Here is a 15,437-nt window from a genome sequence, read left to right as displayed (position 1 = left end):
CCTCTCGCGGGGCGCCCAGGGGCCTCCTGCGGGCCTTGCGGGGGCGGCCGGGGAGAGCTCCTGGGGCCCGTCCCGACCCGGTGGGTCTTGACGAACGGCACGCGGCGCGCAATTCTCAGGACGCGTCATCACTTCGATCCGTATCCGAGGCATGGATCGAGAGTGAAGAGGGCAGTAAAGAAGAGCGCACCCCGCGCGAGGGCCAGACACATAGGTAGTTGAGAACAGCTGTTGAGAGCAACGTGGGTCTCTGAGAACCCCGACTGGACATCAGTGTGCCGCTTGGCTACACTGACCCTTTGCGCTGCCTGTTAGCTGCCTCCTGCCCGTCACCAGGGGCATACCCACGCTATGAGCATCGATGACTGAATCCTCTCCGAGGCGACCCTTTCGGGTCGACTCGGGACGATGTGTCTCTTTGTCCAATGTGGGACCGGTACGCGCGTAGTGAGTCCGAGCCCTCGGAAGGACCCCCTCTTGGCCGCCTCGCGCAACGCCTCGACCGCGAATACGAACAACGGTGCCAGCACCGCCCCGCTGCGCATCTCCTTTGCAAAGATCAAGGAGCCCCTCGAGGTTCCGAACCTCCTCGCGCTGCAGACCGAGAGCTTTGACTGGCTCCTCGGTAACGCCGCCTGGAAGGCTCGCGTCGAGGCTGCTCTGGACAGTGGACAGGACGTCCCCACCAAGTCCGGCCTGGAGGAGATCTTCGAGGAGATCTCACCGATCGAGGACTTCTCCGGGTCGATGTCGCTTACGTTCCGCGACCACCGCTTCGAGCCCCCGAAGAACTCGATCGACGAGTGCAAGGAGCGCGACTTCACGTTCGCCGCGCCGCTCTTCGTCACGGCCGAGTTCACCAACAACGAGACCGGCGAGATCAAGTCCCAGACGGTCTTCATGGGCGATTTCCCGCTCATGACCAACAAGGGCACCTTCGTCATCAACGGCACCGAGCGTGTCGTCGTGTCGCAGCTGGTCCGCTCGCCGGGTGTCTACTTCGACTCCTCCATCGACAAGACGTCCGACAAGGACATCTTCTCCGCCAAGATCATCCCTTCCCGGGGTGCCTGGCTGGAGATGGAGATCGACAAGCGCGACATGGTCGGTGTCCGTATCGACCGCAAGCGCAAGCAGTCCGTCACCGTCCTCCTCAAGGCTCTCGGCTGGACGACCGAGCAGATCCTCGAAGAGTTCGGCGAGTACGAGTCCATGCGCGCCACCCTGGAGAAGGACCACACCCAGGGCCAGGACGACGCGCTGCTCGACATCTACCGCAAGCTGCGCCCCGGCGAGCCGCCGACCCGCGAAGCCGCTCAGACGCTGCTCGAGAACCTCTACTTCAACCCGAAGCGCTACGACCTCGCGAAGGTCGGCCGCTACAAGGTGAACAAGAAGCTCGGCGCCGATGAGCCGCTGGACGCCGGAGTCCTCACCAGCGACGACGTCATCGCGACCATCAAGTACCTGGTCAAGCTGCACGCCGGTGAGACCGAGACGACCGGTGAGTCGGGCCGGGAGATCGTCGTCGAGACCGACGACATCGACCACTTCGGCAACCGTCGTCTGCGTAACGTCGGCGAGCTCATCCAGAACCAGGTCCGTACGGGCCTGGCGCGGATGGAGCGCGTCGTGCGTGAGCGCATGACGACCCAGGACGTCGAGGCGATCACGCCGCAGACCCTGATCAACATCCGGCCGGTCGTCGCCTCCATCAAGGAGTTCTTCGGCACCAGCCAGCTGTCGCAGTTCATGGACCAGAACAACCCGCTGTCGGGTCTCACCCACAAGCGCCGTCTGTCGGCGCTTGGCCCGGGTGGTCTCTCCCGTGAGCGGGCCGGCTTCGAGGTCCGTGACGTGCACCCGTCCCACTACGGGCGCATGTGTCCGATCGAGACCCCTGAAGGCCCGAACATCGGCCTGATCGGTTCGCTCGCCTCGTACGGCCGCGTCAACGCGTTCGGCTTCATCGAGACGCCGTACCGCAAGGTCGTCGACGGCCAGGTCACCGACGACGTCGACTACATCACGGCCGACGAGGAGGACCGCTTCGTCATCGCCCAGGCGAACGCGATCCTCTCCGACGAGCTGCGCTTCACCGAGCCCCGCGTCCTGGTCCGCCGTCGTGGCGGAGAGGTCGACTACGTGCCCGGCACGGACGTCGACTACATGGACGTCTCGCCGCGCCAGATGGTGTCCGTCGCCACCGCGATGATCCCGTTCCTGGAGCACGACGACGCCAACCGTGCCCTCATGGGCGCGAACATGATGCGCCAGGCGGTGCCGCTCATCAAGTCCGAGGCCCCGCTCGTGGGCACCGGCATGGAGTACCGCTGCGCCACCGACGCCGGTGACGTGCTCAAGGCCGAGAAGGACGGTGTGGTCCAGGAGGTCTCCGCGGACTACATCACCGTCACGAACGACGACGGCACGTACACCACGTACCGCATCGCCAAGTTCATGCGCTCCAACCAGGGCACCTCGGTGAACCAGAAGGTCGTCGTCTCCGAGGGCGACCGGGTCATCGCGGAGCAGGTCCTCGCCGACGGTCCGGCCACCGAGAACGGTGAGATGGCCCTCGGCAAGAACCTCCTCGTGGCGTTCATGCCGTGGGAGGGTCACAACTACGAGGACGCGATCATCCTGTCGCAGCGCCTCGTGCAGGACGACGTCCTCTCCTCGATCCACATCGAGGAGCACGAGGTCGACGCCCGTGACACCAAGCTCGGCCCGGAGGAGATCACCCGGGACATCCCGAACGTCTCCGAAGAGGTTCTCGCCGACCTCGACGAGCGCGGCATCATCCGCATCGGTGCCGAGGTCGTCGCCGGTGACATCCTCGTCGGCAAGGTCACTCCCAAGGGTGAGACCGAGCTGACCCCCGAGGAGCGCCTGCTCCGCGCGATCTTCGGTGAGAAGGCGCGCGAGGTGCGCGACACCTCGCTGAAGGTGCCGCACGGTGAGATCGGCAAGGTCATCGGCGTCCGCGTCTTCGACCGCGAAGAGGGCGACGAGCTGCCGCCGGGCGTGAACCAGCTGGTCCGCGTCTACGTCGCGCAGAAGCGCAAGATCACCGATGGTGACAAGCTCGCCGGCCGTCACGGCAACAAGGGCGTCATCTCGAAGATCCTGCCGATCGAGGACATGCCGTTCCTGGAGGACGGCACCCCGGTCGACATCATCCTCAACCCGCTGGGTGTCCCGTCCCGAATGAACCCGGGACAGGTCCTGGAGATCCACCTCGGCTGGCTCGCCAGCCGCGGCTGGGACGTCTCCGGCCTCGGTGACGAGTGGGCCAAGCGCCTGCAGTCCATCGGCGCCGACCAGGTCCCCCCGGGCACCAACGTCGCCACGCCCGTCTTCGACGGTGCGCGCGAGGACGAGATCTCCGGCCTCTTCCAGGCCACGATCCCCAACCGCGACGGCGACCGCCTGGTGCAGCCCTCCGGCAAGGCCCAGCTCTACGACGGCCGCTCCGGCGAGCCGTTCCCGGAGCCGGTCTCGGTCGGGTTCATGTACATCCTCAAGCTCCACCACCTGGTCGACGACAAGCTGCACGCGCGTTCGACCGGTCCGTACTCCATGATCACCCAGCAGCCGCTGGGTGGTAAGGCTCAGTTCGGTGGACAGCGCTTCGGTGAGATGGAGGTGTGGGCGCTGGAGGCATACGGCGCCGCGTACGCACTTCAGGAGCTGCTGACGATCAAGTCCGACGACGTGACCGGCCGCGTGAAGGTCTACGAGGCCATCGTCAAGGGCGAGAACATCCCCGAGCCGGGCATCCCTGAGTCCTTCAAGGTGCTCATCAAGGAAATGCAGTCGCTCTGCCTCAACGTGGAGGTGCTCTCCTCGGACGGCATGTCCATCGAGATGCGCGACACGGACGAGGACGTCTTCCGCGCAGCGGAGGAGCTCGGTATCGACCTGTCCCGGCGAGAGCCGAGCAGCGTCGAAGAGGTCTGACGGGTTCGCCGGCCGGATCCCTGTGATCCGGCCGGCTCTCCCCGGACCCGTTCAGACCATTGCTGAAGTGCCCCGATTTCTCGCTTCCGAGCGAGGGGGCTCGAACCCCCGAAAGAGGGATTGACGACAAGTGCTCGACGTCAACTTCTTCGACGAGCTGCGGATCGGCCTTGCCACCGCGGACGACATCCGGACCTGGTCCCACGGCGAAGTGAAGAAGCCGGAGACCATCAACTACCGCACGCTCAAGCCTGAGAAGGACGGACTCTTCTGCGAGAAGATCTTCGGTCCGACCCGGGACTGGGAGTGCTACTGCGGCAAGTACAAGCGTGTCCGCTTCAAGGGCATCATCTGTGAGCGCTGCGGCGTCGAGGTCACTCGCGCCAAGGTGCGTCGTGAGCGGATGGGCCACATCGAGCTTGCCGCTCCCGTCACCCACATCTGGTACTTCAAGGGCGTCCCGTCGCGCCTCGGATACCTGCTGGACCTCGCGCCGAAGGACCTCGAAAAGGTCATCTACTTCGCCGCGTACATGATCACGTTCGTGGACGAGGAGCGTCGTACCCGCGACCTGCCGTCCCTGGAGGCGCACGTCTCCGTCGAGCGTCAGCAGACCGAGAACCGCCGCGACTCCGACCTGGAGGCCCGCGCCAAGAAGCTCGAGACCGACCTGGCCGAGCTGGAGGCCGAGGGCGCCAAGGCCGACGTGCGCCGCAAGGTGCGCGAAGGTGCCGAGCGTGAGATGAAGCAGCTGCGTGACCGTGCGCAGCGCGAGATCGACCGTCTCGACGAGGTGTGGAGCCGCTTCAAGAACCTCAAGGTCCAGGACCTGGAGGGCGACGAGCTGCTCTACCGCGAGCTGCGTGACCGCTTCGGCACGTACTTCGACGGCTGCATGGGCGCCGCCGCGCTGCAGAAGCGGCTGGAGTCCTTCGACCTCAACGAGGAGGCCGAGCGCCTCCGCGAGATCATCCGTACCGGTAAGGGCCAGAAGAAGACCCGTGCGCTCAAGCGCCTCAAGGTCGTCTCCGCGTTCCTGCAGACCAGCAACAAGCCCAAGGGCATGGTGCTCGACTGCGTGCCGGTCATCCCGCCGGACCTGCGTCCGATGGTGCAGCTGGACGGTGGCCGCTTCGCGACCTCCGACCTGAACGACCTGTACCGCCGTGTGATCAACCGCAACAACCGCCTCAAGCGTCTCCTTGACCTCGGTGCCCCCGAGATCATCGTGAACAACGAGAAGCGGATGCTGCAGGAGGCCGTCGACGCGCTGTTCGACAACGGCCGCCGCGGTCGCCCGGTCACCGGTCCCGGTAACCGCCCGCTGAAGTCCCTGAGCGACATGCTCAAGGGCAAGCAGGGCCGTTTCCGTCAGAACCTGCTCGGCAAGCGCGTGGACTACTCCGCGCGTTCCGTCATCGTCGTCGGCCCGCAGCTCAAGCTGCACCAGTGCGGTCTGCCGAAGGCCATGGCGCTGGAGCTCTTCAAGCCGTTCGTGATGAAGCGCCTGGTGGACCTGAACCACGCGCAGAACATCAAGTCGGCCAAGCGCATGGTCGAGCGTGGCCGCACCGTCGTGTACGACGTCCTCGAAGAGGTCATCGCCGAGCACCCGGTGCTGCTGAACCGTGCGCCCACCCTGCACCGCCTCGGCATCCAGGCCTTCGAGCCGCAGCTGGTCGAGGGCAAGGCCATCCAGATCCACCCGCTCGTCTGCACCGCGTTCAACGCGGACTTCGACGGTGACCAGATGGCCGTGCACCTGCCGCTCTCCGCGGAGGCGCAGGCCGAGGCCCGCATCCTGATGCTGTCCTCGAACAACATCCTGAAGCCGGCCGACGGTCGTCCCGTCACCATGCCGACCCAGGACATGGTGCTGGGGCTGTTCTTCCTCACCACCGACGGCGAGCTCCGTGACACCAAGGGCGAGGGCCGCGCGTTCGGCTCCACGGCCGAGGCGATCATGGCGTTCGACGCCGGCGAGCTGGCACTCCAGTCCACCGTCGACATCCGCTTCCCGGTGGGCACCATCCCGCCGCGTGGCTGGGTGCCGCCGGTCGCCGAGGAGGGCGAGCCCGAGTACCAGCCGGGTGACACCTTCCGGCTGCGGACCAGCCTGGGCCGTGCGCTCTTCAACGAGCTGCTGCCCGAGGACTACCCGTTCGTCGACTACTCGGTGGGCAAGAAGCAGCTCTCCGAGATCGTCAACGACCTGGCCGAGCGCTACCCCAAGGTCATCGTGGCGGCGACGCTCGACAACCTGAAGGCGGCGGGCTTCCACTGGGCGACCCGTTCGGGCGTCACCGTGGCCATCTCCGACATCGTCGTGCCCGAGGCCAAGAAGGCCATCGTCAAGGGCTACGAGGACCAGGACGAGAAGGTCCAGAAGCAGTACGAGCGCGGTCTGATCACCAAGGACGAGCGCACGCAGGAGCTCATCGCGATCTGGACCAAGGCGACCAACGAGGTTGCCGAGGCGATGAACGCGAACTTCCCCAAGACCAACCCCATCTTCATGATGGTTGACTCGGGTGCCCGAGGAAACATGATGCAGATGCGGCAGATCGCCGGTATGCGTGGTCTGGTGTCGAACGCGAAGAACGAGACCATCCCGCGTCCGATCAAGGCGTCCTTCCGTGAGGGCCTCACCGTTCTGGAGTACTTCATCTCCACGCACGGTGCCCGTAAGGGTCTGGCGGACACCGCCCTGCGTACCGCCGACTCGGGTTACCTGACCCGTCGTCTGGTGGACGTCTCGCAGGACGTGATCATCCGCGAGGAGGACTGCGGCACCGACCGCGGCCTCAAGCTGAAGATCGCGGTCAAGGGCGCCGACGGCGTGCTCCGCAAGACGGAGGACGTCGAGACCTCGGTCTACGCCCGCATGCTCGCCGAGGACGTCGTGGTGGACGGCAAGGTCATCGCGCCTGCCAACGTCGACCTCGGTGACGTCCTGATCGACGCCCTGGTGGGCGCCGGCGTCGAGGAGGTCAAGACCCGCTCGGTCCTGACCTGTGAGTCCGCGGTCGGCACCTGTGCCTTCTGCTACGGACGCTCGCTCGCCACCGGCAAGCTGGTCGACATCGGTGAGGCGGTCGGCATCATCGCCGCCCAGTCCATCGGTGAGCCCGGTACCCAGCTGACGATGCGTACCTTCCACACCGGTGGTGTGGCCGGTGACGACATCACCCAGGGTCTGCCCCGAGTCGTCGAGCTCTTCGAAGCCCGTACGCCGAAGGGTGTCGCCCCGATCTCCGAGGCCAAGGGCCGCGTGCGGATCGAGGAGACCGAGAAGACCAAGAAGCTCGTCGTCACCCCGGACGACGGCAGCGACGAGACGGCGTTCCCGATCTCGAAGCGTGCCCGTCTTCTCGTGGGCGAGGGCGACCCGGTCGAGGTGGGCCAGAAGCTCACCGTCGGTGCCACCAACCCGCACGACGTGCTGCGCATCCTCGGCCAGCGTGCGGTCCAGGTCCACCTGGTCGGCGAAGTCCAGAGGGTCTACAACTCGCAGGGCGTGTCGATCCACGACAAGCACATCGAGATCATCATCCGGCAGATGCTCCGCCGTGTGACGATCATCGAGTCCGGCGACGCGGAGCTGCTTCCGGGCGAGCTGGTCGAGCGGTCGAAGTTCGAGACCGAGAACCGTCGTGTGGTCACCGAGGGCGGTCACCCCGCCTCCGGCCGTCCGCAGCTGATGGGTATCACCAAGGCCTCGCTCGCCACCGAGTCGTGGCTGTCGGCGGCGTCCTTCCAGGAGACGACCAGGGTTCTGACCGACGCGGCGATCAACGCCAAGTCGGACTCCCTGATCGGCCTCAAGGAGAACGTCATCATCGGTAAGCTCATCCCGGCCGGTACGGGTCTGTCCCGCTACCGCAACATCCGGGTCGAGCCGACCGAGGAGGCCAAGGCCGCGATGTACTCGGCCGTCGGCTACGACGACATCGACTACTCGCCGTTCGGCACCGGCTCCGGCCAGGCCGTCCCGCTGGAGGACTACGACTACGGTCCGTACAACCAGTAAGCGAGTGCTCGTCGCTTGAACGCCTGAGGGCGGTCACCCCATTTACGTCAGGGGGTGGCCGCCCTTCGGCGTGTGCGGGGCCGGTTCGGGTTCAGCGGAGCGTCTCCCATACGGCGATGGCGACCCCGGCCGTCGCGGTGAGCGCGGCGATGCTCGCCAGCGGCCAGCGGGAACGTTCCAGGAGGTCCAGGCGGGCCTCGTGGTCGGCGAGCTGTTTGTCGGTCTGGTCGCTCCGCTGCACCAGTAGGGCCAGCTGCCCGTCGGCGCGGGCGAAGCCGGCCTCCAGGCTGCCGCGCATCCGCTCCAGCTCCAGGGCGACGGCCACCGGGTTGTTCGGGTCGGTATCGGTCATGGGCGGCCCTCCGGCGGTTCGGTGCGCAGCCAGTGCGGCAGCAGGGCCTGGACGCCCGGCAGGGCCATCACCCGGGTCACCGCGCCCGCGACGGCCAGGGCCCCGGCGACCCGGGGCAGGGTCGCGGGGACGCCGGACGCGTCCACGAGTGCGGGCAGGAGCACGACAAGGGCGAGGGCCGTCTGCAGGACGGTACGGGCGGTACGCCGGGCGGCGTCGGACATGGCAGGCTCCTCACTCGGTTTACGGCACCTTCGCGGTGTACGGGACCTTCAGCGCGTTCCAGGACGTGCGGCCCGGCCGGCCGTCGGCCTCCGAGCCCCGGAAGCCGAGCTTGCGCTGCCAGGCGGCGTACGAGCGGCGGTCGGCCTCGGTCCAGCGGGGGCCGGGGCCGACGGCGTACGTCCCACAGCCCTCGGCGGCCAGCCGGCGGCCCATCGCGGTGATGACGGGGGAGCTGGGGCGGGCGGTGAAGAAGGAGGCGCCGGGGAAGGGCTGGTAGCGGGAGGTGGTGGGGCTGGTGGGGGCGGTGGGGTTGCTGGGCTTCGGGGGCTGGGCGGGCTTGGACGGTTTGGATGGCTGGGTGGGCCTCGTGGGCTTGGTGGGCTTGGTGGGTGGCTTGGCCGGGGCGGCCAGGCGGGTCGTGACGCGGGTGCGCATCGACGGCATGGTGAAGCCGCGCGGGTCGATCTTCGCGGCCGACCACTCGGAGTGGCCGATGACGGAGCGGGCGCTCCAGCCGTGGGCCCGGCAGATCGCCGCCGACGCGCGTTCGATCGCGTCGAGCTGGGCGGTGGGCCAGGGATCGCGGCCGTTGCCGAGGTTGACGCACTCGAAGCCGTAGAAGCGGGCGTTGCCGTCGACGGCGCCGGTGCTGCCGTCGTGGGCGCGCGGGGCGGGCGGCCGGTCGCCGTAGTCCTTGGCGGTGACGCGGCGGAGGATGGCCGGGTCGCCGCCGCCCGCGTGGTTGGCGCGCCCGGCCGAGATCAGGTGGACGGTGCCGGCCTTGTCGATCACGCCGTGGCAGAGCGGGCCGGGCAGGGCTGCGTATCCGTCGCGGCAGAGGGCGACGGAGGCCGCGCTTCCGCTGCTGACGGTGTGGTGGATCATCACCCCGTTCACGGGGCCCCAGGCGCCCTTGTGGTTGCGGTGGTGGGTGCGCCAGCCCGGGTGCTCGACGACGGTGACGCCTTCGGCGTGCAGCGCGGCGAGCAGCCGGTCGGCGGTGAGTGGTGTGGCCACGGGTGGCGGTCCTTCCGGTGTACGGGAACGGGTACGGGGGCGGGCACGGCGGAGCCCCGTACCGGAGGGGGCGTGTCCGGTACGGGGCTCGGGGTCTCGGGGTGCGGCGGGTCAGGAGGCGAGAGCGGCCCAGATCGCGTTGGAGTCGGCGGTGATGTTGGCCGTGTTGAAGGAAAGGGGCAGGGAGGTCTGGCCGGTGGCGTTGAGGCGGCCGTGCCGGATGAAGGCGTTCGGCATCCGGGCGCTGCCGCCCGGGGACTGGCCGACGCTGGAGCCGCGCAGGAAGGCGGGGCCGGTGTTGCTGGGGTTGGGGCCGTTGACCACCAGGGCCACCCAGTAGTTGCCCGGGGCCGCGGTGTAGGCCGTGGTGAGCGGGCAGATCAGGGTCTTGCCCTCGGTGGCGGAGAGCAGGGTGTTCAGCGGGGCGGTCAGTCCGGCGCGGGCCCCGGCGTTGGTGTAGAGGCCGGCGAAGGAGGCCGGGCCCAGGGTGTTGCCGACGTAGCCGGGGACGTAGAAGGCGATGTTCCGTACGGTCGTCTGCGCGTGCAGCGGGACGCCGATCAGGTAGACCCAGCCGTTGATGCAGTACTGCGGGGTGGTGGCGGAGCCGCACGCCGGGTCGAAGGCCCATCCGGAGAACCCCACGGCGGACGGGGACCAGCTGCCCGCCGAGGAGACCGCGTCCACGTAGCCGCGGCGGGTCAGCTGGTCGGGGGTGGTGGGGGTGACGGTGGCGAGCGGCGGGGCGGCGAAGGGCTTCGTGCCCTGGACGGTCTGGTCGCCGCTGAGCAGTACAGCGTCGCCGCTCGCCACTGCCGAGACATCGGCGGCGGTCAGGACGACGGGGCCTGTGCGGCCGTTGACCGAGGTGACGGGGGAGCCGTCGACGGCCAGGTAGCGGGCGTCTCCGGCGGCCGGGGAGAGGGCGCCGACGTCGGTGGCGGCGAGGGTCACGTTGCCGGTCTTGCCGTTGACGGAGGCCACGGCGCCGCCGCCGGCCGGGAGTTGGGCGGCCGGGACGAGGCCGTCGGCGCCGAGGGTGGCTACGCCGCCGGGGCCCATGAACTCAGGCGTCTTGTACCAGCGGCGGTCCGGCTTCCACTGGGGCTCGCCCGCTTTCTCGACCTCGGCGGTGATCAGGTTCTTGAGGGAAGTCTCAAAAGCCTTGTCATTTCCTTTGGATTCCGCATCCTTTTTACTCTGCTGCTGAGTCAGGAAGGAGAACTGCTCCTTGTCGACCTTCTTCTGGATTTCACCGGCGAGTTGGGTGTCCCTTGCGTCCAGATCCGCTTTCAGTTGCTTTATCTGTTCCTCGGGATTGGCCATTGCTTTCCCGGCCCTTCTGGTAGAGTCCGCCGAATGAGCGAATCAGTCGTGGGCGACAGGGGGACGCGCCGATTCGGCCCTTGGCGTTCCGTCACGCGGTGGCCTTTCTGGGGATATTTATCCAGTTCTGGGGAGTTACGCTCCTCGTAGAGCTATTCAGCAGGGTGGGCGACCTGGGGATTTGCGGAACCCGGGCGGGCGTTGCCTGCCCGGAAGGTTCCGCGCTGCTTGGGCTCGGCGCTCCGGCCTTCCTGGCCGGCATTTTCGTGCTTGGCCACCTGGATCAGAGGGATGGCTGGTCGGGGCCTGTCGGGGTTTTCAGTTTCCTTTCCTACATCTACGCGAGCGGAGGCATCGGTGTCGCCTTCGTGTGGAATGTCTTTGATTCGGACAGTGTCATCTGGGCAGCTCTCTCCGGTCTGATCGCGATTCTTCCCCTGTGGGTTTTCGTGGTACTGGTCAAGGGATTCTTCACCGGATTCCTGGATGACGGCCCGCAGAAATGGATCAAGGGTCATTTCTAGATTCTGGAGCGCCTGCCGCAGTCGAAGAGGGAACGTCGGAAGCTGCTGCGAACCAGGGGAACGGAGCGCCGCCGCTCGCGCAACGGCCTGCTGGTTCCCGAAACGCGTCAGGAGAAAGTGCACTGGGCCCTGTTCACGGTGGAATCCCTGGTGGCGCTGGCCGGTGGGCTGTCCGCCGCCGTCCTCTTCATCGGTTTCGTGTCCTGAAGCCGGCCGTTCGACCGGATTCGGCGGGATCAGGTGAAGAAGCGCTGGAGGTCGGCGCGGCTCGGCGCCGCCGCGGCCTCCACTGCTGACGACTCCTCGGCCTCGTCCCCCCGGCCGCGGCACCGGAACCGGCGCTTCCGGCGGCTCGGCGTCCTCGTCGGTGTTGACCGAGGCGAACATCCAGTTGGCGGCGGCGAGATGGTCCACGGCCGCGGCGAGCAGATAGTCGGAGACGGTCCACTCCGACGCCTCGCCGTGGAGCTCCTGGGCGACGGCGCTGTCGCGCGGCATGTGCTTGACCAGCACCGCGAGCCGGCGTGAGGTCAGCCGGCCGCGGTGCCAGTCCAGCAGGTCGATGCCGTAGTGCCTCAGCAGGTCGGCTTCGAGGGCCTCGGCGTGTTCGGTGACGAACGCGTCGAGGCTCAGCCTTCCCCCAGGCCGAGCCCGGTCTCCTTGCCGTACGCCTCCAGGAGCGCGGCGATGTCCTGCATGGTGATCTCGTGCTGTGCGAAGCGGCCGAACTGCTCCTCGCCGAGCAGGAGTCGCAGCAGCCCGTCCACGTCGTTGTCGTCCAGCGAGCGCAGCGCGGTGGCGGTGGCGCGGGTCAGCTCGGTGGGCAGTTCGAAGGTGTCGTCGTCCAGGTCGAAGGACCAGGTGCGGCCGAGCGCCTCCAGGCGCTGGGCGCGCGCCGCGTTCACGTCGAAGGAAGCCATGCGGGTGTCTCCGTTTCAGGTTTCGGGGGCGGGAAGGAGCCGGGGCGGGACCGGGCTGAACCGGCCCCGCCCCGGCGGGTGTTACGGGTGTTACGGGGCCGGGATCGTCGGCACCGTGTAGGCCGCGTCCTTCATGACGAAGGTGGCCAGCGCCTGGCCGTCGCCCGGCGACAGGGCGGTGAAGGTGACGCCGAGCTGCGCGGCCGCCTTCCGGGCGAGCTTGATGTCGTCGGTGGCGGTCACCTGGCCACGCGGGATGACGAAGCGGTACGTGACCTCCGAGCCGTCGGTGAACTCCAGGCCGAGGGCCCGCTCGTCGAAGGTCGGCCCGTCCGGCACGTCGAACTGGAAGACGTTCGAGGAGTCCCCGTCCTTGCGGATGTCCGTGGACTTGCCGCCGAGGAAGAACGGCAGCGTGTCCTCGTTGAACTGGAGCATCGCGAACTTCAGCGTCAGGTCGCGGTCCGCGTAGACGAACCGGGCCGGGCTGATGGACTGCCACGTCTCGACCGGGTCCAGCTTGTCCTTCTTGGCGAAGGTCACGCCCTCGGTGGAGGTGTAGCCGAGGTCGGTCCAGGCCGGCCCCCAGTCGGCCGCCGGGTTGTCGGAGAAGGCGTCCGGCAGTGGGGCGTCGATCTCGGCGACGAGGATGCGGCCGGTTCCGGCCACGCGGATCTCGGAGGCGTTGTTGCCTGCCATGGATGGCTCCTTGGGGTGGTTGGTCCCTGAGTGGGTGACTGGGTGGTGCGTGCCGTCACGGGTACGGCAAAGGCCCCGCCGGACGGCAGGGCCTGGTCTGTGGGGCGTACGGGGCGGGCCCGTACGGCCTCGGATGCGTACGGCCTCGGATGCACGGGGCTTCGGAGGCGTACGGCCCCGGAGGCGTACGGCGTCGGGTTCCGGCGTCAGCCGATCCGCAGGGAGACGCGCAGGACGCAGAGGTAGCGGTTGGCCGCGGGGTAGAGGTACTCGGGCAGCCAGCGCGGGCCGTCCGCCTCGACGACATCGCTGATCACGATGTTCGTCCCGTACCGCCGGCCGACCGCGGCGAGCAGTTCGGCCCGGGCGGAGTTGGCCAGGCGGTGCGCCGTCGCCTTGTCCGGCCCGTAGGCCTCCAGCTCGATGAGCGGCTGGTCGAGGTGGAGGTCGTCGATCCAGGCACCACCGCGCCGGGAGACGATCACCGCCTTCTGCGTGCCGTCGAAGCCCGGCGGCGGAGTCTCGTCCACGACCGCGTCCGCGAGATCGGCGCGCTCGGAGAGGAGCTCCACGACGATGGCCTCCACGTCGGGGAAGGTGCTCGGAGGTGAAGTCATCGCGCTTCCCGGGCCGTTCGTGCCTCGCCGACGCGCAGGTGGGCCTGTTCTCGCCTCCCGCAGTCCCGCCCCCGGTGCGTTAGTCTGCGGTTATCGAACAGGCATTCGAGAGGCGGCGGTTCTGCGGAAGGAAGCGCCCTGACGAGCGTGTGGAGCGAGGGAACGGGGGAGCGGGTGGGCGGGAGTGAGCCGGTGATCAGTGCCCAGGAGCGGCTGGCCGATGTCATGGCCGCCGCGGTCGAGGTGGCCGCGGAGTCGGGGGAGTCGGGTACGTACACCGCGGAGGTCGCCCGCACACTCACCGCCGTCGTCGGCAAGGTCGGTGCGAGAATCGCCGTCGAGGCGGAGACGCGGGGGTTCCGCAGCGGCTGGGGCGAGGCGATCGCGCTGGCTTCCGGGGGTGCGGAGGGCGGGGCCCAGGTGTTCCGCATGGCGGCCGCGCCCGAGAAGTAGCCCGGGGAACGGAGAAGGAGGGGCGGCCCGCAACGGGCCGCCCCTCCTTCTCCGTTCCTGTCCCTCGGCGTGGCCCCGGAGCCTTCCGCCGGGCCGCCCGTTCCGCCGCGAACACGTCCTCCAGCCGGAACACGTGCGCCCGGCCCTGCCTCCCGGCCGGGCTGAGGTGGCCCAGCTGGACCCACTTGCGGATCGTCGCCGGGGTCACGCCCGCCTCGTGGGCGGCCAGCGCGCCCGTCACCAGGGTCGCGCCCGTCATCGGCCGCCCTCCTGCCGCGCGGTGTCCGCCGTCGAGGCGGCCAGCTCGGCGAGATTTGCGCCGGACTCCGCCGCGAGCCGCACCCACGCACCCTCGCTCCACGCGTGCCGGCGCGCCGGATCCGTACGGCAGTCGCAGGCGCGGTCCGTGCAGCGGCAGGCCGGGTTGACGCAGAGCACCGCCCGGCGAGCGGGGAAGGCCCGTAGCGAGACCGAGCCGCACCAGGGGCAGCGCCCGCTCACCCGCACCACCGGTTCGGCGCCGCCCAGGGCCCGGGTGCAGCGGCGGGTCATCCGGCGGGCCTTGTCGCGGACGTGTTCGAGGAGTACGTCGTCGGCGGCGGCCCGGTCGAGCAGCCCCGCGACGCGGAGCAGCCGCCCGGCGACCTGTTCGCGGCGGGGGCGGGGGAGCCGGAGCCGGTCGTGCACGGCCTCGTCCAGCTCGATCACGCCATCGGTGATGTCGCGTACGGCGTCGGAGATGTGGAGCCGTACGGGGGAGGTGCGGGAGCCGGACGGGGTGAGCCCGTGCGCCTGCTCGGAGCGCAGGGCCTCCTCGCGCTCGGCGCGGGTCGGGCCGGCCGGGGCCGACGGGGTGCCGGACGGGGTAGCCCGCGGGGCGGAGGGGGAGCGGTAGGAGGGGGCGAGCTCGACGAGCAGCTCAGGGAACTGACGCAGCAGGAGCTCGATCCAGAGCGTGGCGTCCGCGATCGTGGCGGCTGCGCCTGTGGCTGCGCCTGTGGCTGCGGCGCGGGCTGTGGCCGACGGTGTGCCGCTCTCGCGGCCGGGCTTCGGGGCGGTGGCGCGCGCCCCGGCGCCGGGCTCCCGCGTGGTCGGTGTGGATGCGTTCGGTGTGGTCATGGCGATCCCTTCTCCCCGCACAAGGTGTTGCGAGTCCGCACACTGGCATGTTGCGCGCTCGCACGCAAGGAAGTTCCGGACGCCCCGAGGCCTTTATCTCCAAAGAATTTGCCCAAACGGTATCCGTGCGCGGGGTAATTCCTTGCGCGCAAGCGCGATAGTCTGGTCACCGCTTCGGAGGGAGGCGAGTGC

The 15,437-nt window shown here is 68.7% G+C and carries 12 protein-coding genes and 1 pseudogene; 3 read left to right on the top strand and 10 right to left on the bottom strand.

Annotated elements, in window-relative coordinates:
• Positions 1–477: 477 nt before the first annotated feature.
• Positions 478–3,963 (top strand): DNA-directed RNA polymerase subunit beta, encoded by a 3,486-nt coding sequence (gene rpoB, locus ACK8N7_RS14115; RefSeq protein WP_319349386.1) that lies wholly within the window; start codon positions 478–480, stop codon positions 3,961–3,963.
• Positions 3,964–4,093: 130 nt separating this feature from the next.
• Positions 4,094–7,993, top strand: a complete 3,900-nt coding sequence (locus tag ACK8N7_RS14110) for a DNA-directed RNA polymerase subunit beta' (protein WP_403216515.1) — start codon at positions 4,094–4,096, stop codon at positions 7,991–7,993.
• 91 nt (positions 7,994–8,084) lie between these two features.
• Here the strand turns inward: ACK8N7_RS14110 and ACK8N7_RS14105 are convergent, their stop codons facing one another.
• From ACK8N7_RS14105 to ACK8N7_RS14070, 8 genes are all read right to left on the bottom strand, one after another.
• On the bottom strand, positions 8,085–8,345 hold the full coding sequence (locus tag ACK8N7_RS14105; protein WP_003966993.1) for a hypothetical protein: 261 nt from the start codon (positions 8,343–8,345) through the stop codon (positions 8,085–8,087).
• On the bottom strand, positions 8,342–8,569 hold the full coding sequence (locus tag ACK8N7_RS14100; RefSeq protein WP_403216517.1) for a hypothetical protein: 228 nt from the start codon (positions 8,567–8,569) through the stop codon (positions 8,342–8,344). The genes ACK8N7_RS14105 and ACK8N7_RS14100 overlap by 4 nt, the downstream gene beginning before the upstream one ends.
• A 19-nt stretch (positions 8,570–8,588) precedes the next feature.
• Positions 8,589–9,587, bottom strand: a complete 999-nt coding sequence (locus ACK8N7_RS14095; protein ID WP_500442577.1) for a peptidoglycan-binding protein — start codon at positions 9,585–9,587, stop codon at positions 8,589–8,591.
• 111 nt (positions 9,588–9,698) lie between these two features.
• Entirely contained in the window at positions 9,699–10,913 is a 1,215-nt protein-coding gene (locus ACK8N7_RS14090; RefSeq protein ID WP_500442575.1) for a hypothetical protein, read from the bottom strand.
• A 152-nt stretch (positions 10,914–11,065) separates the two neighbouring features.
• Positions 11,066–11,950 (bottom strand): hypothetical protein, encoded by an 885-nt coding sequence (locus ACK8N7_RS14085; RefSeq protein ID WP_500442573.1) that lies wholly within the window; start codon positions 11,948–11,950, stop codon positions 11,066–11,068.
• Positions 11,951–12,066: 116 nt separating this feature from the next.
• A complete protein-coding gene (locus ACK8N7_RS14080; protein WP_355081843.1) occupies positions 12,067–12,357 on the bottom strand; it encodes a hypothetical protein in 291 nt (96 codons plus the stop codon).
• A gap of 90 nt (positions 12,358–12,447) precedes the next feature.
• The gene (locus tag ACK8N7_RS14075; protein WP_500442571.1) at positions 12,448–13,056 is read right to left on the bottom strand and encodes a phage tail tube protein; all 609 of its coding nucleotides are present in this window, start codon (positions 13,054–13,056) and stop codon (positions 12,448–12,450) included.
• 206 nt (positions 13,057–13,262) lie between these two features.
• Complete coding sequence (locus ACK8N7_RS14070; RefSeq protein WP_326684637.1) at positions 13,263–13,673, bottom strand: phage tail termination protein; 411 nt, start codon at positions 13,671–13,673, stop codon at positions 13,263–13,265.
• 192 nt (positions 13,674–13,865) lie between these two features.
• Between ACK8N7_RS14070 and ACK8N7_RS14065 the strand changes: the two genes are divergently transcribed.
• Complete coding sequence (locus tag ACK8N7_RS14065) at positions 13,866–14,126, top strand: hypothetical protein (protein WP_403216531.1); 261 nt, start codon at positions 13,866–13,868, stop codon at positions 14,124–14,126.
• A 67-nt stretch (positions 14,127–14,193) separates the two neighbouring features.
• Here the strand turns inward: ACK8N7_RS14065 and ACK8N7_RS14060 are convergent.
• Positions 14,194–14,385 (bottom strand): annotated as a pseudogene (locus ACK8N7_RS14060) (MerR family transcriptional regulator); the annotation flags it as partial.
• Entirely contained in the window at positions 14,382–15,245 is an 864-nt protein-coding gene (locus ACK8N7_RS14055; protein WP_500442569.1) for a hypothetical protein, read from the bottom strand. The pseudogene ACK8N7_RS14060 and the gene ACK8N7_RS14055, both read right to left, overlap by 4 nt.
• Positions 15,246–15,437 lie beyond the last annotated feature (192 nt).

This window comes from Streptomyces griseobrunneus (assembly GCF_046713465.1).
GTDB lineage: Bacteria > Actinomycetota > Actinomycetes > Streptomycetales > Streptomycetaceae > Streptomyces > Streptomyces microflavus.
The sequence above is the reverse complement of the archived record's forward strand: the minus strand, read 5'-3'. Positions and strand labels throughout refer to the sequence as shown.

Bases quoted from the DNA above. Each gene is read 5' to 3' on its own strand.
- ACK8N7_RS14105 (WP_003966993.1), bottom strand. From the start codon at position 8,345: ATGACCGATACCGACCCGAACAACCCGGTGGCCGTCGCCCTGGAGCTG.
- ACK8N7_RS14100 (WP_403216517.1), bottom strand. From the start codon at position 8,569: ATGTCCGACGCCGCCCGGCGTACCGCCCGTACCGTCCTGCAGACGGCC.
- ACK8N7_RS14090 (WP_500442575.1), bottom strand. From the start codon at position 10,913: ATGGCCAATCCCGAGGAACAGATAAAGCAACTGAAAGCGGATCTGGAC.
- ACK8N7_RS14080 (WP_355081843.1), bottom strand. From the start codon at position 12,357: ATGGCTTCCTTCGACGTGAACGCGGCGCGCGCCCAGCGCCTGGAGGCG.
- ACK8N7_RS14075 (WP_500442571.1), bottom strand. From the start codon at position 13,056: ATGGCAGGCAACAACGCCTCCGAGATCCGCGTGGCCGGAACCGGCCGC.
- ACK8N7_RS14070 (WP_326684637.1), bottom strand. From the start codon at position 13,673: ATGACTTCACCTCCGAGCACCTTCCCCGACGTGGAGGCCATCGTCGTG.
- ACK8N7_RS14055 (WP_500442569.1), bottom strand. From the start codon at position 15,245: ATGACCACACCGAACGCATCCACACCGACCACGCGGGAGCCCGGCGCC.